This is a genomic window from Paenibacillus sp. IHBB 3054, from assembly GCF_051594305.1.
Lineage (GTDB): Bacteria > Bacillota > Bacilli > Paenibacillales > Paenibacillaceae > Paenibacillus_AQ.
The window spans coordinates 1-24,832 of sequence record NZ_JBOFBG010000061.1 but is presented as its reverse complement, the minus strand read 5'-3'; the positions used below and the strand labels follow the sequence as shown (position 1 = coordinate 24,832).

The following is a 24,832-nucleotide window of genomic DNA, read 5'->3' as shown; positions in this document are numbered from 1 at the left end:
GTTGTAAGACTTTCAAATTTGAGCGCACATCCGGAAACTTCACCGTTTGTTCATGAAGGGATAAAATGTCACCACCATTCGGGTTGGCTTCGCCGTAACCCACCGATGTTTACATCAGATTGCGCCCGACATCCAGAAACAGAGGGATCGGGCGCTTTTATTGTTGCGAAAATCGTCGGCTTTAAATAAACGCTGCAAACAATGCAAAGTATGCTTGACATAAAGTGCAAAGTAAACTATGCTATAAATGCAAAGTAAACATTACAAGGGAGTGGTCACTTGAAGACAAGAATTGCGGAACTGCGTAAGCAGCACAAGCTGTCCCAGGAAGAGCTGGGGCTGATCGTAGGCGTTACCCGGCAAACCATCACCTCCCTTGAAACGGGAAAATATGCGGCTTCCCTTGTTCTTGCCTACAAGATTGCTAAGCATTTTGGACTCGCCATTGAAGATGTTTTTGATTTCAGCGAAGTGGAGGAATTGTAATGGACAATTACAAGGTTCAAGTCAAAACTCGCAAGAACGTACTGTCACTGGTAGCTGCTGCCACGCTATTGATCTATGTGGGACTTGTGTTTTACCGCGGTGGTCTGCCCGAATTGCCCAGTTTTATAAAGGGATTTCACACAGGTGCTTTTATCGGCGCTGAATTGTGCTTCGTTTTTTTTCTCGCCAAGTACATTAAAGCCAGCAAAAATGACGCAGAGCTGAAGAAGCTGTACATCGAGGAGAACGACGAGCGGAGTGTAGTGATTATCCAGAATGCCAGCCTGCTCAGCATAGTCATGATTCTCGTAGGTCTGGCCATCGCTTCCGTGATTGCGGGTTTCTTCAATTCCTTGATATTCTACACCTTACTGGCTACCCTACTATTTGTTTTGATCGTATTTTTTTCGCTGTGGAAGTATTACACAAAAAAACATTAAAGGTTAAATCGAAGCGGAAATCGCAAGAAAAACCACCGTCGTGCCGTAAAGCTAGATTCGGTGGTTTTACACACTAATCTAGCTGTATAGTTTTTTATCCCCCTTGATTGTATTTAAAGCATATTCTGAATAACTGTTAATGAGGGCTAGTTTTAGGACAGATCTCTTTTATTATATTGGAGCTTTGGGAGTTATATCTTCGAAAGTTTAGCTGAGTGAAATGGCCAATAAGAAAAATCGTTCATTGGAGTATCAACATTTGCAGTCAGCGATAGGAAAACACGATTGAACTAACGGGAAACGATAGCTCCATGACAATAAGTAGCCGAGATCATCGGCTGCCTATTCAGCTAAAGGGCAGGATAGTTTAGTTATACCCATACTTTACCTCCACTTATATGGTAAAATACACCAAGTAAGTTCTGCTTTTATAAACTGCTTATGGCCAAGAGTTCCTTCTTACAACTTTTCATATTTTTGATGATATTTTTTTATTCAAAACAATTAGGATGTGTCTGAAAACTAAATAACATGGTAAGATTTGAGAAAAACGAATGGAGCGTCAAGCATGATTCAAAGACGGTACGAAATAAGCGATGAACAGTGGGATCAAATTAAGGGCATGTTTCCACCCTACAAAACAGGACGTCCGTCAAAATTAAGTGAACGAACCATGTTTAACGCTTTTCTATGGATCGCTCGAAGTGGTGCTGCCTGGCGTGATCTACCGGAGGAACGCTATGGTTCATGGAAAACGGTCTACAGTCGCTTTTGCAAGTGGCGAGATACCGGACTGCTTGTCACGATCTTCCAAGTTCTCCAGATCGAACCTGACTTTGAAAACTTGAGCATTGATTCTACATCGGTCAAAGCCCATCAACATAGTGCCGGTGCTAAAAAAACGTTGAAGGACACGAAGTGAATCAGCACATCGGCGTCAGTCGTGGCGGAAAGACAACCAAACTTCACACCGTCGTCGATGGATTAGGAAATCCCCTCGCTTTTCTTCTGACGGGTGGTCAAGTCTATGATTCTGTTCCAGCGATCGATTTACTTCAGAAGCTTGATATTATAGGAAGTCATATTCTTGGCGACAAAGCCTATGGCTCAGAAGCGATTCGGAATTAGATTACAGCTAAGCAGGCATCCTACACCATCCCGCCTAAAGCGAATGTCAAAACCCTTGGAAAGTCGATTGGTATCGTTACAAAGAACGCCACTTAGTGGAGTGCTTTTTCAATAAAATCAAACACTTTCGCCGTGTGGCTACTCGTTACGACAAGTTGGCCAAGTCATTCTTGGCGTTTGTATACGTAGCTGCCATTTTCAAATTGACTCAATGAAGAGTTTTCAGACACGACCTAGTTGAGTCGAATACCTTAACTAGAAGGAGTAGATGAAATGATAGAATTATCTAAAGAAGAGTACGCTAACGTTTTGCCGCTGCTGAAAAATCTAGCGTATGAACCTGTGTTCGCATATTCTGTTATTGACCAAAATCAATCTGGAAAAGTGTTTGTTGATTCCCGCGTAAATCCTACCTGCAGTCTTATTATCAATTCATATGGACAATATTTTTTGGCCAGGAGTGGAGACAATGAACGCTTCATGAATGATGTAGCTGTTTTTTTGCTAAATGATCAAAGCCATTCAAATTACTACGATCTTTATGCTTCAACACCAGAACTATTATTTCAAATTAGCGAAAGATTAGCGGGAAAGACTGTATTATTACACCGATCTTCTTTTACATTCGATCTATCCAAATTCCAACATCTAAAAACCCTTAACGCATTGCCAGAGCAATTTGTAATGGAACGAATGGATGACACGCTGTTCGAAAAATATAAGAAAGAAATGGACTCCTCATATGACTCGCTATGGAGTTCGGCAAAACAGTTTATGGATCGAGGGTTTGGTTATTGCGTTCTGAAGGATGATCATTTTGCAAGTGTATGCAATTCTTTTTTTGTAGGTAGAGGGTACGCAGATCTCGATATTGTAACCGTGGAGGAATACCGGAATCAAGGGTTAGCATCACATACGGGTACAGCTTTTATCGAACATTGTTTGAATCATAATTTAGTGCCGAATTATAATTGTGACGCTGGTAATCAACGATCGATCCAGTTAGCGACAAAGTTAGGGTTTGTGAAAAACAATAATTATCCAATGTTATGGTGGCATCAGGATCAGAGTATAATAAGTGATTATTTGCAAAGATTCAATTATTCAAACCATTCAATCGAGTAGCACAAGGAGTTTGTTGTTACGCTAACGGGAAACGATAGCTCCATGACAATAGGTAGCCGAGATCATCGGCTGCCTATTCAGCTAACGGGCAGTTTACTTCCAATATATGATAAGATAAGTTATTCCCTAACTCGCTAGCATACCGCTTTTATTTCAAAAAAATTGGATTATTGATTAAGAGGAGAAGACATGGAGCAAATCGTTATCCAACCAGTGACCACCCAAAATTGGGAAGAAGCTATTGAGATTTCTGTCTGTGAGGAACAGAGGAACTTCGTTCCTTCAGTGATTCAGTCGCTCGCGTATGCCTATATCAAACCGTGGGATGAAGCGTTTGACCCTTTTGTTCAATCAATAAACGGCAAAATCATTGGCTTCTTTTATATTTCGTACACTCCCCACAGTTCTGATAATTACTGGATCGGCGGATTTCAAATTGACAAAAGGCACCAACGGAAAGGCTACGGGAAAAAAGCAATGGTTGAAATCATTAAGTTTATAAGGGAATGTCATCCGAATTGCAGCTTAATTTCCTTAACTGTGGAAAAAGAGAATTTTATTGCACAGAATTTGTATGAAGGATTAGGTTTCATCAGCGGACACCGTTTGAACCAGGATGGGGAGATTATCTATACAATCCAACTCAACTGAAGATTCATTTCATAGTGGGAGGTAGTTTACACTTTGATTATAAAATTGCATAAGATTACAAAAGAGTTTGAAAGCGAATGTACCCAATTAAGCGTGAGCGGCCAACAGTTGGATTTGGTTGCAAGTAATGCAGATTCACTTTTACATGCAACAAATGAACCTACATCTGTACCATACGGCATTTTTTCTGAAGGAATGATGGTCGGGTTTATACTTTTTGATAATGAAATATATAAAGACGGTTATTATTGGATTCTGAGATTTATGATTGACGAGAGATTTCAGGGAAAGGGTTATGGAAAATTAGCGATTGAAGAAGTAATTAAGATGCTCAGTGCCAGGGTGGACTGTAAACAAATCAGGGTATCACATATTCCACATAATATAACCGCAAATAAACTCTATAAGGATTTAGGGTTCGCAGAAACTGGAGAGTTAGAAGGAAACGGGGATATTGTTTTGGCTTATTTTATGTGAGGTTTTTGTACCGCTAACGGGAAACGATAGTTGAAAAAAACCAACTCGGCAGCCGTCCAAAAGGAACGGCTGCTTTTGATTGAACTAACGGCAGGGTAGTTGAATAATACACAGGTGTATAATAGAAAAAACATTAGATATTGACGGAGGGGTTCTATGATATGCTGACTGAGAAGCAGAGATTACTTTTCGAAAACTTAAAAGGAATTAAAGATACTAATGTTGATTTATCAGTTGCAAGCTTCCACCCTCAATCAAACATTCGATGGGCCGATTCTGATGAGGCATATCAATTTCTTCGAAATAAGCTGAACTCGGAAGAAGATCTAAAAAAGCACTTGCTGTAATTCAGAATGAGCTCGTTGAGCAAGTGATTTATCGCATTATGGAAATGATTGATGGTTATGGTGGGTTGAACTTTGAAGTAGATTTGATCGATCAAGAGACTAAGCAGTCTTTACGAGATGGAATACAATTACACGATAAGTTTATGGATCATTTATACAAAACTGAATGAAAACTATAGTGGAATAGCGGTTGCTTCGGCAGCCGTTATTATTTGAGTATTGTATCGGCAGGCGGAATTGTAGAAGATGGAAATGGTAATATCCTATTAGTAAAAGCCCATAACGATGGTTGGGTGTATCCTGGTGGAATAACTGAAGTTGGAGAAAACCTGATTGATGGCGTGCTTCGTGAAATCAAAGAGGAAAGTGGAATAGATGCCACTGTTAGCCATTTAATTAGTGTTGTTTCGAATACAGCGGTCCATAAGTGGTATGACGGTGTGACTAATGTTCCTACGAAGGTCATGTTTGATTTTGTGTGCAAAGCTGTGGGTGGAGAGTTAGCTACTTCTGATGAAACCAGCGAGTGCAGGTGGGTTCCAAAGGAAAATGTTCTGGATTTGATTACTTTACCCGCCATCCGTATGCGTTATGAAACTTATTTGAACTATAATGGCTCTGTGAATTATATAGAGTACGTCACTGCAACAACGTCAGAATGTAATGTCAAACTTCAAAGGCTTGTTTAGTTGTACGAGCGCTCGTGTTTTAAAAATCTTTGCACTAACCGGAAACGATAGTTGAAAAAAACCAACTCGGCAGTTCAGTCCAAAAGGAAAGGCTGCTTTTGATTGAACTAACGGGCAGGATAATGGAAATGTCTGGAGAAGAGATTATGGGATATAAAAGTGAAAAATAAACGTTTTTGGATATGTCCATATTCCAATGATGTTTATAATTGGAGGCTAGAATTTATGCAAAGTAGATTAGAACAAGACATTATTTCAACGGCAGAAAGCTTCACAAATAATTTTTCTGATAAAGGGAATTTTGATTTTAGTGTACAAAGCCTACGTAAAGTAGACGATATTCTTGAAGAATTATGTGAGTATGAAATAGATAATGATTCTTTGGATTCTGTTTCTTCTATGGTTGGAAGTTACATTTTCGAAGTAGCAAGAAGGAATTATGGTGGGAAGTATTATTGGATACAAGATAGAAAACAACCTGTTTTAGTCACTGGTGAGCCAGATTTTTCAATTTCAATTTTTGCTTTCGATAAAGTTAGAGGTAGAATTCAGAATGGGAAAGAAGATGACATACCGTATTACTTTGATGGTTATATCAATGCAGTTGAAAAAGGTAAGGAAACAGGTTACAGTGCAACAATTGTTTAAGGTCTATGAGATTAAGCTAATGGGAAACGTTAGTTCAATGAAACAGAGGCAGTCTAGAACATATTTCCTCGTCCTTGGATGTCTCTGTTTCTATTTCTAAGGTCAGTCTAAATCTTATTTTATGGAGTCTGCCGGTATGACAATTCTAAAAAACGCGTTGAATAAAGACATCCAGTCTAATACTCTAACCCGATCTGCGACCATCCCGACATGAGCTAGTAGGTTTCCCGCGAACCGTTAAGACTCATCAGGCGACTTATAAGTTAAACTCTCCTATTTAGGTTCTGATGGGCATAATTTCACCGCACCGTCCAACAAATCCACTATCATGGCCTTCTGCGATCCGCACGGTTAGCCCGGGATTCAACTCTTTCCATTTCATAATGTTGGTGCCCTTCCTTTCGGATTCGAAGTTCATTCAGCCTCGCAGCCGGTCCAAGGCGCCACAGCGCGCATCAGGCGGTGTCGTCTACTTTATTTAGTGCTGCCAGTACAATCTTGATATCTCGCACCTTGGCAAATGGTGAACGATCGCTTTCGACATGGTTTCTATCCGGCCAAGAACTGCAGCCCGGTGGAACCTCCCATCATATTTGCCGGGGTACTGTTCAATCAAACTTGGCTAATTCAACTATGGCTTTTTCTCAATTCATTTTATCCTCCTTTAGAGGGGCTATAGGCCCAGAATATCAAAATACTTTCTTATCAAACCCCAAACCTCTGATCATTTTCTGAACATCAGCTATATGTATCTAATATTATGAGTGCGTATGACAGTGTGCAGAACGTAAGACGAAGTTAGCTGGTGTTTATTTTGTTCGGTGATGGTTCGAGAATCGGGCATACATAAATTAACCCGCCGAGCTAAAACATGCTGACGGGTTTGTTTTTTTCTGCAGCGTGTCTAGTGAAGCTTGACGGAAACGCAACTTTTTAACATGTCTAACTTGTACGCATCGATTAAATCAGGCAAGAGAAAGACTACTAGATGGTTCTTCGAGTAATTCGAATAGAAGACATGGCATCATTACCAATATAGGTAGAACTTAGATTATCATTTGTTACTAATGTTGCGGAACGTCCTTTAAAGTCCGCATCTGAGTAACCTACAACATCATAAGGTCCAACAATCTTAATAGAACTCACTGCATCATTCATGTTAATATCTTTAAAGTTCGTAACACTACTTGTCAATTGCTTAGAGGTCCCTGAAAAGTTAGAATCTTTGTACACATAGACCCCCTGTTGCGCTAATGGAAAACTCGGGTTTGATATCACTTCATAATCAATTATAGCTTCTAATAAATCGGCTTTTCCTGCAATATTCCCTGTATCTAAAGGTATTACAATAGATCCCATATAATCATCCGCGTCTGATGATGATGGATCATAATCCTTTACTTCCAGCCACAATCGAGGATTAATATTAGACACTGCGATATGAAGTGTATTCGTACGCTCTGAAAAAGTAGTATTTGCGGTTTTTTGGTCACCACCAAAAATGACGGGGTGCGGTATATTTAAAGCCGCATCTGCTTTCATCCACACTTTTTCACTTATATATCTCTTGTTACTCAATGGATATGTGTCCATACTAATATATATATCAGGTAGATTATTGCTAGGGTCTTTATAAACTTTAGGGGTGACAGAATTGAGTGTCACTTTATGTGTCCAATAGAGATTGTATACATATTCATGAGAGAATGTCCCTAATTCATTAAAGTCAATATCAAATAAATAAGCTGGATCCGTGAAAAAGATTCCCGTTCCTAGCGTTCCATCTTGGTCTTTATCAGACCAGTTCCAAGGGGCATTTGCATGGTTGTTGCTTGTGTGTGTATTTGGAAAAACACCAAACGATTGAAAAGGTGTATTGTTATAGTGAAATTTTCTCTCCCATAATTCATCTATTGGCAGGATTCCATAATTATAAGTATGTTTCCACTTTGGTGAAAATTGATTAGGCTGTCCAGAATATGAAGGCTCTCCAAATTTATAGACAATCCCATCATCGCCAACATCTTCGTTACTAGTATAAGCACTCACACCATGCCCGTGGTGGTTACCAATTCCATTAGAACTTATAAACACTTCTGGATGGGTTACTTCAGAGAAACGAACTGAAGTACTTTCAATTCCAACGTATCCTGGCTGCACATTAGGATCTTTTAAACGATACCGTAGGAAATCAGAATGACTAACTGTTTCCATTGCCACAGGAACACCATAGCTTCCATCTTTTCGAACTGCCATCATCATTCCTTCTAAGTCATTTTCGTGTTGTTCGGCGGAAACGGGACCATCATCACGTACATGATAAAAATAATAGCCTAAAAAGAGATGTGTCTTCGTTTCTTGAACAGAAGCATATACATATGGGACTTGAGGAACTACTCCTATTGTTTCCCATTGATCAGCCATGTTCCAGTTCCCGTTTACATTAAATTTTGCAATTAAATCCGCTATTCCATCAGCAAACTCCTTATTTATATCTTGATAAATAACAGGGGAATATCTTTTAATATAGTCCCAGTAAGGTTTTCCATCTGTACTTAAACGATCGAATAAAGGACTGTGACCGTTCATCGTTTGTGACTGTGCACATTCTGCTGAATTTGAAGAATTTTCATTTAAGTTCATGGGTAATCCTCCTTTAGAAATATGGTATGATTTTCTAAACAAATATCTCTTAGCGTACATTAAAGGGGTTGGATTGTGTTTAAAATGTGTCTAAACGTACAAAATTTACGAAATGGAAAAGGTAGTAAGGATCGGATTGTACCTTTCCCGCAGGCTTTTAAGGAGCTGTTGGCCATGCACGCGGATACCATGAAAAAGAAACAGGCCGTGTATTTATTTGAGTCCTCCTGGAAGAAAAAATACACTGATCGGGGCATCCGCAAGATTTTAGCCAAATATTCCAAGGAAGTCGGGCTTTCACAAAACTTATCACCACATAAGCTGCGCCATTTCCTATTGACCTAGCTTAAAAACAGGGAATTGATGATGCACTGATTCAGCCTTATTCTGGCCACGAAAGCCGGAAGTCACTCGAAGTATATTCGAAACTGGCAATTACTGACGCTCAATACGAATATAACGAGGTTATCAATAAGTTCCCAGTCTAGTTTGCTACTTTGCGGGTGGTGTCAGCGACGCTGGTACTACCTCTTCAACGAGCATTCGATGGGCACCTCCAAACCATTCATTCGAAAAGTTGCCGCCGCTTGAGCAACTGCCTTGGCCTGCTAAAGGACCTAATTCCGATACAATAATTCCAATAGGCCTCTCCATAACTAGCCCTCCTCGTAGATTTTGTGAAATACAAATTCTTACTAAATTTATTAAAGCAAGGTTGTAAATATGATATAAATTTCTTAGCGGGAGTAAGGACAGTGAAATATTCCTTTTTTCCATCGATGCCCATTTCCAATACTGGGTATATGGACGTATTAATGATTGATAAAATTGGGGTGGTGATCCGTTGTGATAGATTGGAAGGAATAGGAAGAACACAAGACGTATGTAGCTGAACACAAGAGAAAACAGAAATTAAAGGTAAGAGATTTATTAGAGTCTGAAATAAAAATGATTCCCTTAAGCTTGGAGCAATTTATTGAAAGTTTAGAAGACGATGAATACAAGTTGGACATGCTAGATCTAATGGAAGAGGCTTTAATGAAAATAGCAGATGGTCAAGGTGACCCTGTTGAAATAGCTACTGCTGCCCTTAAAACATTTAAAGGAGAGTGAAAAATAGGCCTGCTGCACTTGAACTGTAAGGCTTATTTTTTATTGTAATCTCTTAAACCCCAATCAAGTGATTCTTGTTTTATTTTGATGATATTATGGACGTGAGTTCATAGTGCATATAAGATAACCCGCCGGGCGCATGCTTGTCGGGTTTGTTTTTTGCTAAAGCAGGTCTTTTTGAGTTGGACGGAAACGAGTCCTTTTTAACAGTTCTAACTTGTGAGCATTGATTTGTGACAGGAAACACTTGTTTGTATTCATTACTTCTCATATGTTTATTACTGCAAATTTGACAAAAATACTATATACTCCCTTTTTATTACAATTGAACAAAAGGAAGCTATTCCTAAATTTTGAATGGTGTCAAATAAAGACTATTACGATAGTTGAATCAAACAAGGAGCAGTTTGCCACGGCAGAGCTGCTCCTTGTTTTCATTAAGCTAACGAGCAGGATAGTGGCACCGTTCAGTATGAGAGTGTTTGACTAATTTGAATATCAATCTATAATTATGAAAGGAAATTGGACTTGGACAGGACACAGACAAATTGTCCTGATTTGTGCCCTCCTGAATGGATTGAAATGCCGACAAGCTTCAAAATGGCCGAGGGCTATGAGGAAAACGATAATCGGTATAGCTGTATGTATATTCACAGCAAGCTTCCATAAGTAGGAGCTTGTTGTTTCATTTTTAGAAGGAGAACAGGTCAAAATGACACTTAAAAAAAGAATCTTTTTATTGTTCTTTCTCAGTGCGTTTATCCCCTTTATCAGCATATTTGCAATTTCTTACTATACCATTGACTCCATTTTCGCAAATAAGATCGATGATGGCATCCGTAGCAATTTACAGCAGGTGACATCCTCATTGGAGAATTCAATCACCAATCTGAATCACGTTACGCAGCAATTGTCTTACAGTGGCACTGTAGGCAAAAGGATGGATGAATTTTTGAATCCGTCCTCCGATATCTTCGAATTGATCGAGGCCAGGGACGAATTAAAGAGCGAGTTAAGCGTTGTCACGTTTACCAATCCAAATATCGGTTTGACCTTATATTACTTCCAGAAAGAAGGCACTACGCAGTTCGGTAACTTTCCGATCAAGGATCATTTTTCTCCTGAGTCTTTGCCTGTGCTCTTCCAAACCTATGGAATTAAGTACTATGGTCCCCATATCAGCATGAATCGATTCGATGACAAACTCGTTCTGTCTGCTATGCGAAGAGTACAACTTCCCAAAAGGGACGATGTGTACATTTACGTAGAATCCGGCTTTCGTCTTACACAGGATATCTTGGGTTACAATCAATACAACGGCGCTTTATCTCATCTGATCCTGGATGGAGAAGGCAACATTGTGTACAGTGAAATACCGGAAGCCATGAAGGTCGGGGAGAATTTCTCCAGCTTAACAGTCGACCCTGTGAAGGACGGAATATCCCGCGGGTACCACTGGTTTAAAGAGGATTCCTCACAGAAATGGAGTGTCGTATCGGTCATTTCACAGGCTCAATATCAACAGGAGAAAAACCAGTGGCTGCTTCAAATATTGCTGGTCGCTTTATTTTTCCTTGGCTTTACCGTATTTCTTGCTTGGCTTCTGTGGAAGATGGTCTACAAACCACTCGGACTCTTCCATTCCGAAATCAATGGGATGTCCAAGAATCCACAATCGACAGGGAGCCGAGCTCGAACTCAGATTCCCGAATTTGATTTTCTGCTGGGTGAATTTTCCAATATGCAGCATCAAATCGGTGACCTCTTCAAGGAAGTGCAGCAGAAAGAGAAGATTCGTGCAGACCTGGAAGTGGAAAAACTGCTTTATCAGATCAACCCGCACTTTCTGATGAATACGCTGGATACGGTGCACTGGCTGGCCGTCATGAACGGACAAGGGGAGATCGACAAGCTGGTGCAGTCCTTGAACAAGCTGTTGTATTACAATTTGGGCAAATTAGGGCAAGTATCCACGATGGAAGAGGAAATTGATGCGTTAAGGCAGTATCTGATTTTGCAGCAAATTCGATATGACTTTGAATTTGACGTCCGCATTACTGCAGATGAACAAGTGCTTCAAATTCCTGTGCCTCGCTTTATTTTGCAACCGCTGGTTGAAAATTCGCTATATCATGGATTGAGTGACGAAGGTTTTATTCAAATTGAAGTTACACGCACTGAAACGTTGAACATTATGATACAAGATAATGGTGCAGGCATGACCGAGGAAGCCATTCATAAACTGCTGAACAATCGTGTAGCTGAACAACAAAAAGTAGGGATGGGTATAGGACTCAATTACGTTCACCGTATGTTGAAGGCACAGTACGGGGATCAAGCACAACTGGTGATCGAGAGTGAAGTGGGAACGGGGACAAGCATACTGCTCATATTGCCTATTAAAGGAGAAGATATCTCGGCATGATTAAGGTATTGATTGTGGATGACGATAAGCTGGTACGCAAAGGCATTAGCTCTGCGATGCCATGGAACGAGTTCAACATGGAAGTTGTAGGAGAAGCAAGTAACGGGGCGAAAGCACTGGATTTTCTGAAATCCCAACCGGTCGATCTAATGTTGACGGATCTTGCCATGCCGGTAATGTCAGGGATTGAACTGATGCATGCTGCGAGGCAGCTCTATCCGGAACTTCATATCGTTGTGTTAACACTGCATCAGGATTTCGATTATATCCAGGAAGCGCTCAGGCTGGGAGCCATCGACTATATAGCCAAAGTCCAGCTGGAGAAAGAGCAATTCGAACATGTTCTGCATCGGATACATACCCGAATTAACGGGTTGACGAACACGAAAATAAAGATGCCTTCACAGAATGCAATTAATGTCCATTATCGAAATGTGTATGCACTTGTTTCACTGGATCGCAAATCAGAACATACGTGGCCCATGGAGCTAACTGCGCATGAAGATGAGATAAGGTGGGAGGTTGAGCGGAATAGCTGGATGTGGGCAGTACCCCAGTACGAAGAGGATCAACTTTTTCATCAATTAAAGGAATCCCTGAATCAAGTCCCCCAAAGTACGTTGTTGGTTTTGTCTGATGTACAAGAGCGAACGTGGTCGCAAATCAAAAACTGGATTATGAATTATACAGAGACGTCTTTATTCTATGCGTACAACCCCAGTGACCAAGTCATTCCCGTTTCGATGAAAGAGGGAGACATATTTTCAAAAGAACCGCAGGATGAGGACATTGACCGGATTAAGCAAAGTTGGTTCCAAACACTATGGACCCATCATGACAGTTACTACAACCAACTTATTGACCAGTTCAAATCATTACGATTACATAAAGGTCAGTTGATGGGATTGCTGTACTCGATCGTTATGGAGTGGAACCACCTTTTTGCCCAAACTACGCTTGGAAGAATCTCCATGATCCATTCTTTCGAGTCCTGGTTCGAGGTCGAAGAGTGGATCAAGCAGACTGCTGCAGGCATTCGAAAGACCGATGAACAGACTTCATATTCACCGGAAATCATCGATGCCGTGAAAAAAGCGGTGATGATCGTGCAACATGATTTGGAACAGGCATATACAGCTTCAGGTCTCTCCCAACAACTCAACATCAGCCGAAGCTATTTCAGTCAATGTTTCAAAGATCTGATGGGGAAAACCTTTAATGAGTACTCCCGGTTCATCCGGGTAGAGAAGTCCAAAGAGTATTTGCTCAATACGAACAACACGATTTTCTGGATTGCGGAGCGAGTGGGTTATACGGATGAAAAATATTTCAGCCGGATTTTCCGTGAACTGACAGGTCTTCTGCCAAGCGAGTATCGGCAGCTAGGCAGAGGAAATAAATAGCGGACATCTTCACAATGACCGAACATCCATTTAATGAGAAAAGTGACCGTATTCCATGATCGTTGTAGGCTGTCATGTAAATGATACGAGAGACATTTTATCGATTTTTGATAAATGAAGGCCGACAGCTTCCTGTTTTAGGAGCTGCCGGCCTTTGTTTTTGATCAAGAATAAGGATAGATAGACGAATGTAGGTCAGTAGGTAGGGTATATGCTCTCAAGCTAACCAATGTATTATAATACCGACTGAAAACTGTAACCATTTCTCTATCCAAACGGACGTGCAATCCCTATCTCGATTGGTCTTCACTCCATTTTATAATGAAAGCGTAAACAAAATTGATAATCAGAATAAAGGGGAATCGAACTAGATGAGAATAAAATGGTCCATGAAAAGCAAACGGTTGACAAAGCGTCTGGCCGTGCTGTCCATGTCTGCCTTGATGGTTGCAACCCTCGCGGCATGTGGAGACTCTTCCAATCCTCCTACTGCAGAGGAAGCAGGCAAATATGAGGTAACGCCGGGAGATCCGTTCAGTGCCTATAAAGACGAAATCACCGTAACCATGGGACGGGTGACCACAGCCAACCCGAAACTGCCGGCTGGAGATACCTATGAGAACAACGCGTATACTCGGCTGGTCAAAGACACGTTTAACGCTCAGATTACAGATCAATTTGAAGCCAATGGTGAAGATTATAGCCGTCAAGTTTCGCTCGCCATCGCCTCCGGGGAATTGCCTGACATGATGCGCGTCGATTCCAAAGATGAACTGAAAGAACTGGTGGATAATGATCTGATTGAGGATCTGACAGCCATTTATGATCAATATGCTACGGATAACATCAAGCAGATGTACGATTCCTATGATGGCCGTGCATTAGACAATGCGACGATCGATGGACGTTTGATGGGCCTTCCGGCGACTTCCCTGGATTCCGCACCAACGATGGTTTGGGTCCGTCAAGATTGGCTGGATCTGCTGGGAATTCAACTTGATGCAGACGGAGACGGGACCATCTCGCTGGATGAAGTGGAGAAAACAGCACTGGAATTCCTGAAAAGAGATCCTGGCCAATCCGGGAACCCGGTGGGTATTCCATTTGTGAACACGCTGAATACAACAGATTATAATGGCTCTGCTTATACCATGCTGGGTGTTGCCTCAACCGAGGGAGCGTTCCCGCAATATTGGATGAATGGTGAAGAGGGCAAAATCGTGTATGGTTCCACGACAGAAGAAACCAAGCAAATGCTGGGCATCATGGCGGATTGGTTCAAGAATGGCATCATTGACCCGCAATTTGGGACCCGCACGTTTGATGACATTACTGCACTCTACACCAATGGCCAAAGCGGTATCGCTTTTGGACCGTGGCATATCCCTGACTGGGGACTGATCAGCGTGAAGCAGATGGATAAAAATGCAAAATTCTCGGCGTATACGTTGGAGGATGCAGACGGCAATGTCAACGTGGCACATGCCAATCCATCCAATCAGTTTATCGTGGTGAGAAAAGGATATGAACACCCTGAGCTGGCCGTTAAGATTGTAAACCTGTTCTACGATAAACTGGCTAATGATAAAGATGCCGCAGCAACCATGCCGGAAGCTGCCAAGTATCAAGAGACCGGGGTAGACGGTTCTACGAGACCTTTTAATATCGAAGTCAACTCGGCTACATCGCTGCTGGATGATTACTCTGACGTCGTTCGTGGGATTAAAGGAGAGATTGGCCTGGATGAGGTTCGTACAACCGAATCGAAGAACAATATCGGAAGCATCAAAACCTATTTAAGCGACATGGATACGGATGACGCGACTGCTTGGTCGAAATATCATTCGCGGATCAACGGAGTTGGACTGATCGACAAACTGACACAGGAAAACAAATTCGTCTGGATGACACCTACTTTCTCTGGAACTACATCAAGCATGAAACAGACGTGGGCCAATCTGACGAAGTTGGAGCAGGAATCGTTTATCAAAATCGTGACCGGTTCAGAACCGCTCGATTACTTCGACACATTCGTCAGCAATTGGAAGAAACAAGGTGGTGATCAAATCATTCAGGAAATTGAAGACGAGGTCGCATCAAAACAATAAACACCATGAACAGTGGCAGGGCTGCGATACGCAGCCTTTCTTCAAGAAAGGGGTTCATCATGAAACAGGGGAATTTGAAAGCAAGGGGCCGGCTTGGCGCAGGTGCCATGTACCATATGATGATGCTGCCAGGCATTTTGTTTTTGCTTGTATTCAGCTATGTTCCAATGGTCGGCATCATTACGGCTTTTCAGGACTATATACCCGCCAAGGGCATGTTCGGCTCCGAATTTGTAGGGCTGAAGCATTTTATTTATATGTTTAAGCTGCCGGATATCGCGCAGGTCGTCAGCAATACGTTGGTGATTGCTATTGGCAAGATTCTGCTCGGAACGATGATGGCCATCATTTTTTCCGTTTTGTTAAATGAAATTCGTATTAAATACGTAAAAAAATCCGTGCAGACGATTGTTTATCTGCCACACTTTCTATCTTGGGTTGTACTGGCATCCGTCGTTGTCAACATGTTCAGTTTGGACGGAATTGTGAATCAAATGTTGGCGTTCTTTGGCCTGGAAAATATTAATTTCCTTGGCAGCAACACCTGGTTCCAGCCACTGATTATCGGAACAGACGTGTGGAAGGAGTTTGGTTACAGTTCCATCGTCTATTTGGCTGCTATTACGTCGATTGATCCCGGTCTGTATGAAGCGGCAGGAATGGATGGAGCCAGTTGGTGGAGAAAAGTATGGCATATTACGTTGCCGGGCATGCTCCCTATTATTCTGCTCATGGGTGTAATGAGCCTGACCAATATTTTGAGCGCCGGTTTCGATCAAATCTATAATCTGTATAACCCGGTTGTCTATGAGTCGGGCGATATTCTGGATACCTATGTCTACCGGATCGGTCTCGTTGGGCGACAGTATAGCTTCGGTACGGCTGTTGGCTTGTTCAAGTCCGTGATCGGCATTGTTTTACTCTTGTCTGCCAACCAGTTGGCCAAAAAATATACGGACCGAAAAATATTCTAAGGAGGCAAAACCTGTGTCCTATTCTGCAAACTTAAAAGATCGAATTGGCCGGTTTGTCATCTATGCCATCGTCATCATGCTGGCATTGGCCTGCCTTCTTCCGTTATGGAATATCGTTGCCATTTCATTCAGTAGCAGCGAGGCGGTATCAGCGAATGCTGTAGGTCTCGTTCCGGTCAATTTTACAACTGCAGCGTATACCAAAATTATTGATGATCCACAGTTCTGGCGTTCCTTTGGCATATCTGTTCTACGTGTCGCGCTTACCCTTGTGCTTAACATGACTCTGATTATTTTGATGGCTTATCCGTTATCCAAATCGAAAAGGGATTTTAAAGGCAGAAACATTTATATGAATATTATGATTTTTGCCATGTTGTTCAGTGGAGGCATGATTCCGAGTTACCTGCTGATCAAAAACCTGGATATGTTGAATACGATTTGGGCACTTGTTCTGCCAGGCGCTGTCCCGATATTCAGTGTCATCCTCGTGATGAACTTCTTCTCCGCTGTACCTAAAGCGCTTGAAGAAGCAGCGTTCATCGATGGGGCGAATCCGCTCCAGGTCTTGTTCAAAGTGTATGTTCCTGTGTCCATTCCTGCGCTGGCAACAGTCGCTCTATTCAGTATCGTGGGTACATGGAATGACTTCTTCAGCGGTTTGATCTATATGACCAAAGTCAGCAATTATCCGCTAATGACCTATATTCAGTCCCTTAACGTGAATATTGCCGATTTGCTTCAAGCCGGCACGAATTCCAGTGAGCTCAGCAACCTGACTGAAATTTCGAAAAAAAACCTGAATGCGGCCAAAATCGTAGTCGCTGTCATCCCGCTATTGCTGATTTATCCGCTGCTGCAAAAATACTTTGTGACTGGCATTGTCGTAGGATCCGTCAAAGAATAACGAGATGCTGTGAGTTGATGAAAATAAACCACGTTTCGTGTGAAAGAGAGGTTGAATGGAACATGAAAAATAAAAAATGGTGGAAAGAAACCGTTGTATATCAAATATATCCACGGAGCTTTCAAGATAGTAACGGAGATGGAATCGGCGACTTGGAGGGCATTGTGTCCCGATTGGATTATTTGCAGGAACTCGGCATCGGTGCGATTTGGTTATCACCCGTTTGCAAGTCCCCTCAAGATGATTATGGGTATGATATTTCAGATTATCAGGATATCGATCCGATGTTTGGGTCTTTGGAAGATATGGAAACGTTAATTCATGAAGCCGGGAAACGAGACATTCGGATCATTTTGGATTTGGTGTTGAACCATACGTCGGATGAACACCCTTGGTTTCAAGAAGCCAAAAAAAGCAAAGACAATCCGTACCATGACTACTACGTCTGGAGAGATGGCGTTGAAGGAACGCCTCCGAACGACTTGGGGTCCACATTCGGTGGCTCAGCCTGGGAATGGGTGCCTGAGATCGGGCAATATTATTTACATCTATTTTCTGTAAAACAGCCGGATCTTAACTGGGAAAACCCCAAAGTCCGGCAGGAGATATACAACATGATCTATTGGTGGATCGACAAGGGTGTTGGTGGTTTTCGACTTGATGTGATCGACTTAATCGGTAAAGAACCGGATTTGAAGATTACGGGAAACGGGCCTAATCTGCATAAATATATCAGGGAACTGAGCAAAGCGACGTTTCAAAAAGCGGAAGACCTGCTAACCGTTGGAGAAACATGGGGCGCCACTCCGGAAATCGCCAAACTGTACAGCAACCCGGACGGCAGTGAGTTTTCAATGGTATTTCAATTTGAACACATCGGCTTGGATGAACAAGAAGGCAAAGGAAAGTGGGATCTAAAGCCTTTAGATGTTATGTCATTAAAAAAAGTGCTGTCCAAATGGCAGACGGAGCTCAAGGGTGACGCCTGGAACAGTTTGTTCTGGAATAACCACGACTTGCCTCGAATCGTTTCACGTTGGGGAAATGATGGAGAATTCAGGATCGAATCAGCTAAAATGTTGGCCACCCTACTTCATGGCATGCAAGGTACGCCTTACATTTATCAGGGTGAAGAATTGGGCATGACGAATGTTCAATATGCTATTGAAGATTATCGGGATATAGAATTGCTCAATTTTTATAAGGAAAGAATGGGGAAAGGTTATCCTGAACGCAACGTTATGGAGTCGATCTACGCCAAAGGACGCGATAACGCACGAACACCTATGCAATGGGATACTTCCGATAACGCTGGTTTTACACGAGGGGAACCATGGATTAAGGTGAATCCGAATTATAAGCACATCCATGCCGAACAAAGTTTGAATAACCCCGAATCCATATTCCATTATTACCGGAAGTTAATTCAATTAAGGAAAGATCATGAAGTAATCGTATATGGTGAATATGAGCTGATCTTTCCAGAGAATCAAGACGTGTTTGCATATACCCGAACATTGAATGGTACCAAAATTCTTGTCATATGCAATTTCAAAGGATATACGACCGAACTCCCGCTTCAGGGACAATTGGCACAGACGAATCAGCTGTTGATATGCAATTATACAGGTGATATGACGGAGAGCGAATTGCGTCCATACGAAGCAAGAATGTACCTTAGCCATGATTAAAGCATAATACGTTAAATAAAGTTTAGTCCTTAAGAAAGAAGGATTCTATCAAATGAAAAGAGTATGGTGGAAAGAAGCAGTAGCTTATCAAATCTATCCCAGAAGTTTTATGGATTCCAACGGAGATGGGGTTGGTGACATTAAGGGGATTATTTCAAACCTGGATTATATTCAAGATCTCGGTATTGATCTGATATGGATCTGCCCGATGTTATAAGGCACCCAACGATGATAATGGTTATGACATCAGCGATTACTGTTCCATTATGGCTGAATTCGGCACGATGGCGGACTTTGATCAATTACTAAATGAAGTTCATCACCGCAGCATGAAACTTATTATGGACTTGGTGATCAATCATACAAGTGACGAACACCCGTGGTTTATAGAATCCAGAGGTTCGCTGGATAACCCTAAACGAGATTGGTACATCTGGAGAGATGGGAAGAACGGAGACGAACCGAATAACTGGGAGAGCGTCTTTGGCGGTTCTGCTTGGGAATATGATGAAGTTTCCGGACAGTACTATCTCCATCTGTTCTCCAAAAAACAACCGGACTTGAATTGGGCAAATGAAGAAGTTCGGAAATCCATTTATGAAATGATGAATTGGTGGCTGGATAAGGGTATTGATGGTTTCCGTGTTGATGCAATCAGCCATATTCACAAAGAAGAGGGCCTGTTGGACATGCCAATCAAAGAAGGCTTCAGATACATCTCTTCTTTTGAAAAGCATATGAATGTCAAAGGAATTCAGCGTTATCTGCAAGAGATAAAAGAGGGAACATTATCCAAATATGACGTAGTGACTGTTGGGGAAGCGAATGGAGTAAAGGTAGAGGACCAAGAAGATCTCTATGATTGGATCTGTAAAGTCAGAGGTGAATTTAATATGGTCTTTCAATTCGAACACCTTGACCTGTGGAAAAACAGCACGGACAGGCAACTTGATGTTCCCAAATTGAAAAACGTCTTGACTAAATGGCAAAAATCTCTGGAAGGCATCGGCTGGAATGCTTTGTTTATTGAAAATCACGATCAGCCTCGCAAAGTTTCGTCTTGGGGAAATGATGCGGAGTATTGGTATGAAAGCGCCACAGCGCTTGGAGCCATGTACTTTTTCATGCAAGGCACTCCATTCATTTACCAGGGGCAAGAGATAGGCATGACAAACGTGGCATTCCCTTCCATAGTGGATTATAACGACATAGCGGATCGGAATTTATATCAGATCAAACGCGAAGAGGGGATGTCGCATGAGGAAATCATGAACATCATATGGGCTTCAAGTCGCGATAACTCCAGAACGCCGATGCAGTGGTCTTCGGCCAAACAGGCCGGATTTACCACCGGTACTCCATGGCTAAAGGTAAATGACAATTACGTCAATATTAATGTAGAGAAACAACTCCAGGAACCACGTTCCATCCTTCACTTCTATAATCAAATGATTCAGCTGTGAAAAGAACACGATACGTTGACTTATGGTATCTATGAGCTTCTTATGCCGGATCATCCGAGTGTATTTGCATATACACGTACACTGGCAGACCATCAGGTGCTTGTATTAATCAATCTTACTGAACAAATCGTGGAGTTTGGGGAAGAAGAGCTTGGGCTCAACTTCTCAGAGATCTGGATTACCAACTATGAGAATGGCAAGCTGCCAATGATGTTGCGACCGTTCGAAACAATCGTTGGTTTAAGCGATAAAGTATAAGTCAGAGATGTATCAAAAATCCGTGAGCTCAACTATTAAAGGTTTAAATGCCCCTACAACACCAGAAAGCACTTATACAAACTAGATTGACAAAGAACCGCCAGAAGGTGGTTCTTTGTTGTTATGAAATCCTTCTTGCCAACAAACACTTTACCTTCCGAGCATAAGTATAATGATCTGAACCATTGGAAGTACCCATAGTACATGAAAGTTCTCAGATTGTTATGAACAACTGACTGGATGAGAGGTAAACACGGGCGGCTAGGTATTAATAGAACGAAATATTAGTACTGGAATAGTCATGCTGAAGGACAAGAACTTGTACCAATTACCGAAAGGGACAAGAACATGTTCCTATTCCCGATTAGGTATGTATCTAATCAATTTTCGCCCACTAATTCATTAAGCTAACGGACAGGATAGTTACAATATATGGTATTATATTGGATATGTCCCGTGAGAAGGATATCAATGGAGAAGTTCTACGATAGCCTACATCAATTTGATGGAAATGACCTGCGGTTGTTCTTTTACAATTTGTTAAATACAGTAGATCGTTATTGTAAGGACGGCAGTGTTGAAGAAAAAAAGTTAGCAGAAGGACTTGTTAATATACTTCAAAGCCAGATAGAGGCGGTTCACAACCATAAATTACAAATGAATGAACTCCAACAATATGTCTATCTTGTTTTCAGTCTCTCTGATGCAGGTTCATTAAAAGTAACTCTAAGTAAAATCGGCAAACGGGAGCTATGCCAAATCTTAGCATTCAATGAATTGTTTTCAGTCGGACCAATATCTAACTTAGATACGAAAACTGGACAGCAGAATAGACTATTTTGGTTGACGGAAAACGATGGGGACTTCAGCTATGACCCAGAGCATCTGCTTGTTAAAATGGTAGAGGCAGTAAAGAATATTCCAGGAAATAAAACCATTGTCATTTGGTGCGCGGATAACGCACATGATCAAACAGGCTTACGTTTCGTATTGCATTTGTTGAGAGATCGAAAACAGCCAGTTAATGTTGTCAATGTGACAGAGCTCTTTAATACTACTGGGCTTCGTAACAAAGAAGGATTTAATCCCTATTTTAGTGGTTTAATCGATCGAGAGCATTTTCAGGTAATCGTAAAATAGTATTATGAAGGTGTTCCTCTTGATCCTAACCAAAGAAGAAGGTATGAATCAGAATGGCTAATGCTCTCGAATGAAAATCATGTGCTCCGTTTGTGGAAAGAAGATTCTGTTAAAGGTACTGATGAATCTGCTCTGGACGAAGTGATAATAAGGTCAGTCATTGAACTAGAGCAAGAACAAGATGAGAATGGGTTTATCAAGGCGGGGAGTGTCGTCGCGAGAGTATTTGATACGTCGCACCAACTCGTAGGGTATTCATTTATTACCAATAGAATATGGATCTTAGTTAACCAAGGAGTTTTAGAGTTTAGTGGACTGCCAAGGGCCTTGTATCAGTTCTCTGTTAAACTTGGCACCCATAGGTTGAGCTAACGGAAAACGTTAGCACTATGACAATAGGCAGCCGAAATCATTGGCTGCCTATTTAACGGGCAGGATAACATGATGACGAGGTCTGCATTTGGGTAAATTTAATAAATTCAGATACAGCTGGAGAGACATTTTGCATGGAGAGTACCGCTAAATCGATTTCGCGATTAATAGGAGGACTCAATGGTTTAATCATCATATTTAATGGAACTGCCGGCAGAATCATGGAAGGGATGACTGCCACTCCAATTCCTGCTTCAACCATGGAGAGTATAGTGGAATGCTCTGTCACCTCGAACTGCTTATTTAGCGTAAGTCCATTCTCCTGAAACGCACGCATTACAAGACGTTCACACCCCGATTTAAGTGACAAAAACGGTTCATGCGTAAGCTGCTCGATGGAAATAATGTCATGCTCTTTCAATCGATGATTTGCCGGCAGAATTGCAGCATACGGGTCGGTAAGCAGATGCACGATGTCTAAACCATCATCACTTGAATCGGCTAAAAAGCCAAGATCTACGGCGCCTGCCTTGATCCATGCTTTGACCTCTTCGTAGTTTCCTTCAAAGAGAAGCAGCTCTACACCTGGATAATGATTGCGGAATGCTTGGCTAATACCGGGTAATACATGGGCCGAGAAACTGGCAAATGCTCCGATTCGTATAGTCTCGCCATTCACGTCTCTTGAAACTGCGGCAACTTGATTGATTTGATTCGAATGATTAACGATCTCGCGAACATGTACTAGAATTTGTTCTCCCGTATCCGTTAGGGTAACGCCACTGCGGCTGCGCGTGAAAAGAATAATCCCTAATTCCTTCTCCAAATCGCCGATAGTGTGGCTAACGCCCGATTGGCTTGCATGCAAAAGTTCCCCTGCTCTGGTGAAACTGCCCGTTTGCACGACTGCAAGAAATACTTCCAATTGATATAGTGTCATGTTTTAGCTCCTCGATCGAATGAACTTCTCTTCATGATGATATGATGAATCTTCATTTTACGTTGGTTTGGAACTTCACTATCATAATATAAAGAAGGGAGCGAGTCATTACGATGAAGCAGATTCGAGTGTATCATGTTGATGCGTTTACCCCAAATCCGTTCGAAGGTAACCCCGCCAGAGTTGTACCCGATGCCAGTCATTTAACAAAGCAGATTCAAAAAATAGCGAACCAGCTAAATTTGCCAGAGACGGCATTTATATTGCCTGCTGCTGATCCGAAGGCAAATTTTCGAATCCGTTACTTTACGCCGCAGGAAGAAATCCGATTTTGCGGTCATGCTACCGTCGCTTCCGTGTGGTTGCTTGTCAACAAGTACGGATGGGCCGAAAAAACGGATTCTATCAACATTAGAAACGAGTGTAGGTTTGATTCCGGTATGTTTGGAACAAAACGAAAACAAGGCAGGCTAAGTGACGATGACCCAGATTTCGCCGTAAGTAAAGGATGCTCCTTTCCATAATAAGCTAGAAATAGCTAATTTAATAGGCATGGACATAGATGATTTGGACGAGCGTTTTCCAATTAAACTTGCCTATACGGGTAACTGGACTTTAATTGTTCCGGTGAAAACGCATCAGGCAATCGATAAAGCCAAACCTGAGATGCATAAATTGGCCGAGTTTAATCGGAAATATTCCATCAGCAATACGCATCTATTTACTTTCAACGCCAAACAAGGGTTCGACCTCTGTCAGTGCAATAGGAAAGAAGCCATTCATTCGGGAGCGCTCTCGCGAATTTACAACGGATGAGGGGACAGTAAATACAGGCTTTGTAAAAGAAGAGCTTACACGAGATAGACGAAAGATGGCTTCTACACTACAAAGAACCGTTACCGTCGCCAGTCCAATATCTGCAGCGCCGAGAAAGCTGGTATTACTATTATCCGCCGGAAAATCTGGTTTTCTCTCTTGATATCCGCAGCATGAATTCTGAATATATTTTGCATAAAAATCCCAGACGGATATAGCAATATGGAATGCCAGATTGTTCGAAATATTGCTCGGAAATAATAAGAATAATAATGTTAATGGGGGTATCATAGTTTGGAAACAATTAAATACGAATTTATCTACAATCTTTCTGAAAAGCAAATATTGGACTTGCTTGAAATTTTCAAAAGAGAAACCTGGACTAAAAATATGCAAATAGATGGTGTAAAGAAGATGCTTGAAAAGAGTTGGATAATTGCAATCATAGATTCAAACAATGGTAATATAATAGCTTTTGCAAGGGTATTATCAGACTTTATTTACAGAGCCTTTATCTATGATGTAATAGTTGCAAAGGAATATAGAGGGTTAAAGTTTGGAAAACAAATAATCAATAGCATAATAAAT

23 protein-coding genes and 3 pseudogenes are annotated in these 24,832 nt (G+C 41.5%); 23 read left to right on the top strand and 3 right to left on the bottom strand.

The genetic code is table 11. The features are described from left to right. From ACQ76X_RS34260 to ACQ76X_RS34215, 10 genes and pseudogenes are all read left to right on the top strand, one after another. Positions 1-189: hypothetical protein (locus ACQ76X_RS34260; protein WP_438498292.1), on the top strand; the 189-nt coding region annotated here is incomplete at its 5' end. Positions 190-279: 90 nt separating this feature from the next. Next, positions 280-486: a helix-turn-helix transcriptional regulator gene (locus ACQ76X_RS34255; RefSeq protein ID WP_154118287.1), complete on the top strand. Its 207-nt coding sequence runs from the start codon at positions 280-282 to the stop codon at positions 484-486. Continuing rightward, the gene (locus ACQ76X_RS34250) at positions 486-926 is read left to right on the top strand and encodes a hypothetical protein (RefSeq protein ID WP_438498291.1); all 441 of its coding nucleotides are present in this window, start codon (positions 486-488) and stop codon (positions 924-926) included. The genes ACQ76X_RS34255 and ACQ76X_RS34250 overlap by 1 nt, the downstream gene beginning before the upstream one ends. Before the next feature lie 568 nt (positions 927-1,494). Beyond that, a pseudogene (locus ACQ76X_RS34245) lies at positions 1,495-2,269 on the top strand (IS5 family transposase). A gap of 58 nt (positions 2,270-2,327) precedes the next feature. After that, positions 2,328-3,179: a GNAT family N-acetyltransferase gene (locus tag ACQ76X_RS34240; RefSeq protein ID WP_438498289.1), complete on the top strand. Its 852-nt coding sequence runs from the start codon at positions 2,328-2,330 to the stop codon at positions 3,177-3,179. Positions 3,180-3,368: 189 nt separating this feature from the next. Further along, positions 3,369-3,830, top strand: a complete 462-nt coding sequence (locus tag ACQ76X_RS34235) for a GNAT family N-acetyltransferase (protein ID WP_438498287.1) — start codon at positions 3,369-3,371, stop codon at positions 3,828-3,830. Positions 3,831-3,863: 33 nt separating this feature from the next. Then, positions 3,864-4,307, top strand: coding sequence for a GNAT family N-acetyltransferase (locus tag ACQ76X_RS34230; RefSeq protein WP_438498286.1), 444 nt, complete (start codon positions 3,864-3,866; stop codon positions 4,305-4,307). Positions 4,308-4,468: 161 nt separating this feature from the next. Further along, positions 4,469-4,654, top strand: coding sequence for a hypothetical protein (locus tag ACQ76X_RS34225; protein WP_438498285.1), 186 nt, complete (start codon positions 4,469-4,471; stop codon positions 4,652-4,654). A gap of 212 nt (positions 4,655-4,866) precedes the next feature. Continuing rightward, positions 4,867-5,343, top strand: a complete 477-nt coding sequence (locus ACQ76X_RS34220) for an NUDIX hydrolase (protein WP_438498284.1) — start codon at positions 4,867-4,869, stop codon at positions 5,341-5,343. A 225-nt stretch (positions 5,344-5,568) separates the two neighbouring features. Continuing rightward, complete coding sequence (locus ACQ76X_RS34215) at positions 5,569-5,991, top strand: hypothetical protein (protein WP_438498283.1); 423 nt, start codon at positions 5,569-5,571, stop codon at positions 5,989-5,991. Between the two features lie 984 nt (positions 5,992-6,975). Here ACQ76X_RS34215 and ACQ76X_RS34210 read toward each other — a convergent pair. Next, positions 6,976-8,634, bottom strand: a complete 1,659-nt coding sequence (locus ACQ76X_RS34210) for a beta/gamma crystallin-related protein (protein WP_438498282.1) — start codon at positions 8,632-8,634, stop codon at positions 6,976-6,978. Between the two features lie 84 nt (positions 8,635-8,718). Here ACQ76X_RS34210 and ACQ76X_RS34205 point away from each other — a divergent pair, with 84 nt between their 5' ends. Beyond that, entirely contained in the window at positions 8,719-8,979 is a 261-nt protein-coding gene (locus ACQ76X_RS34205; protein WP_438498293.1) for a tyrosine-type recombinase/integrase, read from the top strand. A 147-nt stretch (positions 8,980-9,126) separates the two neighbouring features. Here the strand turns inward: ACQ76X_RS34205 and ACQ76X_RS34200 are convergent, their stop codons facing one another. Then, the gene (locus ACQ76X_RS34200) at positions 9,127-9,288 is read right to left on the bottom strand and encodes a hypothetical protein (RefSeq protein WP_438498281.1); all 162 of its coding nucleotides are present in this window, start codon (positions 9,286-9,288) and stop codon (positions 9,127-9,129) included. Between the two features lie 309 nt (positions 9,289-9,597). On the opposite strand from ACQ76X_RS34200, the gene ACQ76X_RS34195 reads away from it, so the two are divergent. The 10 genes and pseudogenes from ACQ76X_RS34195 to ACQ76X_RS34150 all read left to right on the top strand — a co-directional run. Then, positions 9,598-9,747 (top strand): hypothetical protein, encoded by a 150-nt coding sequence (locus tag ACQ76X_RS34195; RefSeq protein ID WP_438498280.1) that lies wholly within the window; start codon positions 9,598-9,600, stop codon positions 9,745-9,747. A gap of 712 nt (positions 9,748-10,459) precedes the next feature. Further along, positions 10,460-12,172, top strand: a complete 1,713-nt coding sequence (locus tag ACQ76X_RS34190; protein WP_438498279.1) for a histidine kinase — start codon at positions 10,460-10,462, stop codon at positions 12,170-12,172. Beyond that, positions 12,169-13,575, top strand: a complete 1,407-nt coding sequence (locus ACQ76X_RS34185) for a response regulator transcription factor (protein WP_438498278.1) — start codon at positions 12,169-12,171, stop codon at positions 13,573-13,575. The genes ACQ76X_RS34190 and ACQ76X_RS34185 overlap by 4 nt, the downstream gene beginning before the upstream one ends. Before the next feature lie 371 nt (positions 13,576-13,946). Then, positions 13,947-15,683: a sugar ABC transporter substrate-binding protein gene (locus ACQ76X_RS34180; protein WP_438498277.1), complete on the top strand. Its 1,737-nt coding sequence runs from the start codon at positions 13,947-13,949 to the stop codon at positions 15,681-15,683. A gap of 59 nt (positions 15,684-15,742) precedes the next feature. After that, the gene (locus ACQ76X_RS34175) at positions 15,743-16,657 is read left to right on the top strand and encodes an ABC transporter permease (protein WP_438498275.1); all 915 of its coding nucleotides are present in this window, start codon (positions 15,743-15,745) and stop codon (positions 16,655-16,657) included. Positions 16,658-16,670: 13 nt separating this feature from the next. Next, the gene (locus ACQ76X_RS34170) at positions 16,671-17,564 is read left to right on the top strand and encodes a carbohydrate ABC transporter permease (protein ID WP_038591843.1); all 894 of its coding nucleotides are present in this window, start codon (positions 16,671-16,673) and stop codon (positions 17,562-17,564) included. A gap of 62 nt (positions 17,565-17,626) precedes the next feature. Then, a complete protein-coding gene (locus tag ACQ76X_RS34165; RefSeq protein ID WP_438498273.1) occupies positions 17,627-19,255 on the top strand; it encodes a glycoside hydrolase family 13 protein in 1,629 nt (542 codons plus the stop codon). Between the two features lie 52 nt (positions 19,256-19,307). Continuing rightward, positions 19,308-20,976 (top strand): annotated as a pseudogene (locus ACQ76X_RS34160) (glycoside hydrolase family 13 protein). A 471-nt stretch (positions 20,977-21,447) separates the two neighbouring features. After that, complete coding sequence (locus ACQ76X_RS34155) at positions 21,448-22,116, top strand: DUF1835 domain-containing protein (protein ID WP_438498271.1); 669 nt, start codon at positions 21,448-21,450, stop codon at positions 22,114-22,116. A 24-nt stretch (positions 22,117-22,140) separates the two neighbouring features. Next, a pseudogene (locus tag ACQ76X_RS34150) lies at positions 22,141-22,488 on the top strand (DUF3658 domain-containing protein); the annotation flags it as partial. A gap of 52 nt (positions 22,489-22,540) precedes the next feature. Here the strand turns inward: ACQ76X_RS34150 and ACQ76X_RS34145 are convergent. Continuing rightward, on the bottom strand, positions 22,541-23,428 hold the full coding sequence (locus ACQ76X_RS34145) for a LysR family transcriptional regulator (protein ID WP_438498270.1): 888 nt from the start codon (positions 23,426-23,428) through the stop codon (positions 22,541-22,543). Positions 23,429-23,541: 113 nt separating this feature from the next. Between ACQ76X_RS34145 and ACQ76X_RS34140 the strand changes: the two genes are divergently transcribed. Together ACQ76X_RS34140 and ACQ76X_RS34135 are read left to right on the top strand one after the other, a co-directional pair. Further along, entirely contained in the window at positions 23,542-23,952 is a 411-nt protein-coding gene (locus ACQ76X_RS34140; protein WP_438498268.1) for a PhzF family phenazine biosynthesis protein, read from the top strand. Positions 23,953-24,538: 586 nt separating this feature from the next. Next, positions 24,539-24,832, top strand: a 294-nt coding sequence (locus ACQ76X_RS34135; protein ID WP_438498267.1) for a GNAT family N-acetyltransferase, incomplete at its 3' end; no start/stop codon positions are given.

Bases quoted from the DNA above. Each gene is read 5' to 3' on its own strand.
- ACQ76X_RS34250 (WP_438498291.1), top strand. From the start codon at position 486: ATGGACAATTACAAGGTTCAAGTCAAAACTCGCAAGAACGTACTGTCA.
- ACQ76X_RS34240 (WP_438498289.1), top strand. From the start codon at position 2,328: ATGATAGAATTATCTAAAGAAGAGTACGCTAACGTTTTGCCGCTGCTG.
- ACQ76X_RS34235 (WP_438498287.1), top strand. From the start codon at position 3,369: ATGGAGCAAATCGTTATCCAACCAGTGACCACCCAAAATTGGGAAGAA.
- ACQ76X_RS34225 (WP_438498285.1), top strand. From the start codon at position 4,469: ATGCTGACTGAGAAGCAGAGATTACTTTTCGAAAACTTAAAAGGAATT.
- ACQ76X_RS34215 (WP_438498283.1), top strand. From the start codon at position 5,569: ATGCAAAGTAGATTAGAACAAGACATTATTTCAACGGCAGAAAGCTTC.
- ACQ76X_RS34210 (WP_438498282.1), bottom strand. From the start codon at position 8,634: ATGAACTTAAATGAAAATTCTTCAAATTCAGCAGAATGTGCACAGTCA.
- ACQ76X_RS34205 (WP_438498293.1), top strand. From the start codon at position 8,719: ATGTGTCTAAACGTACAAAATTTACGAAATGGAAAAGGTAGTAAGGAT.
- ACQ76X_RS34200 (WP_438498281.1), bottom strand. From the start codon at position 9,288: ATGGAGAGGCCTATTGGAATTATTGTATCGGAATTAGGTCCTTTAGCA.
- ACQ76X_RS34190 (WP_438498279.1), top strand. From the start codon at position 10,460: ATGACACTTAAAAAAAGAATCTTTTTATTGTTCTTTCTCAGTGCGTTT.
- ACQ76X_RS34185 (WP_438498278.1), top strand. From the start codon at position 12,169: ATGATTAAGGTATTGATTGTGGATGACGATAAGCTGGTACGCAAAGGC.
- ACQ76X_RS34180 (WP_438498277.1), top strand. From the start codon at position 13,947: ATGAGAATAAAATGGTCCATGAAAAGCAAACGGTTGACAAAGCGTCTG.
- ACQ76X_RS34175 (WP_438498275.1), top strand. From the start codon at position 15,743: ATGAAACAGGGGAATTTGAAAGCAAGGGGCCGGCTTGGCGCAGGTGCC.
- ACQ76X_RS34165 (WP_438498273.1), top strand. From the start codon at position 17,627: ATGAAAAATAAAAAATGGTGGAAAGAAACCGTTGTATATCAAATATAT.
- ACQ76X_RS34155 (WP_438498271.1), top strand. From the start codon at position 21,448: ATGGAGAAGTTCTACGATAGCCTACATCAATTTGATGGAAATGACCTG.
- ACQ76X_RS34145 (WP_438498270.1), bottom strand. From the start codon at position 23,428: ATGACACTATATCAATTGGAAGTATTTCTTGCAGTCGTGCAAACGGGC.
- ACQ76X_RS34140 (WP_438498268.1), top strand. From the start codon at position 23,542: ATGAAGCAGATTCGAGTGTATCATGTTGATGCGTTTACCCCAAATCCG.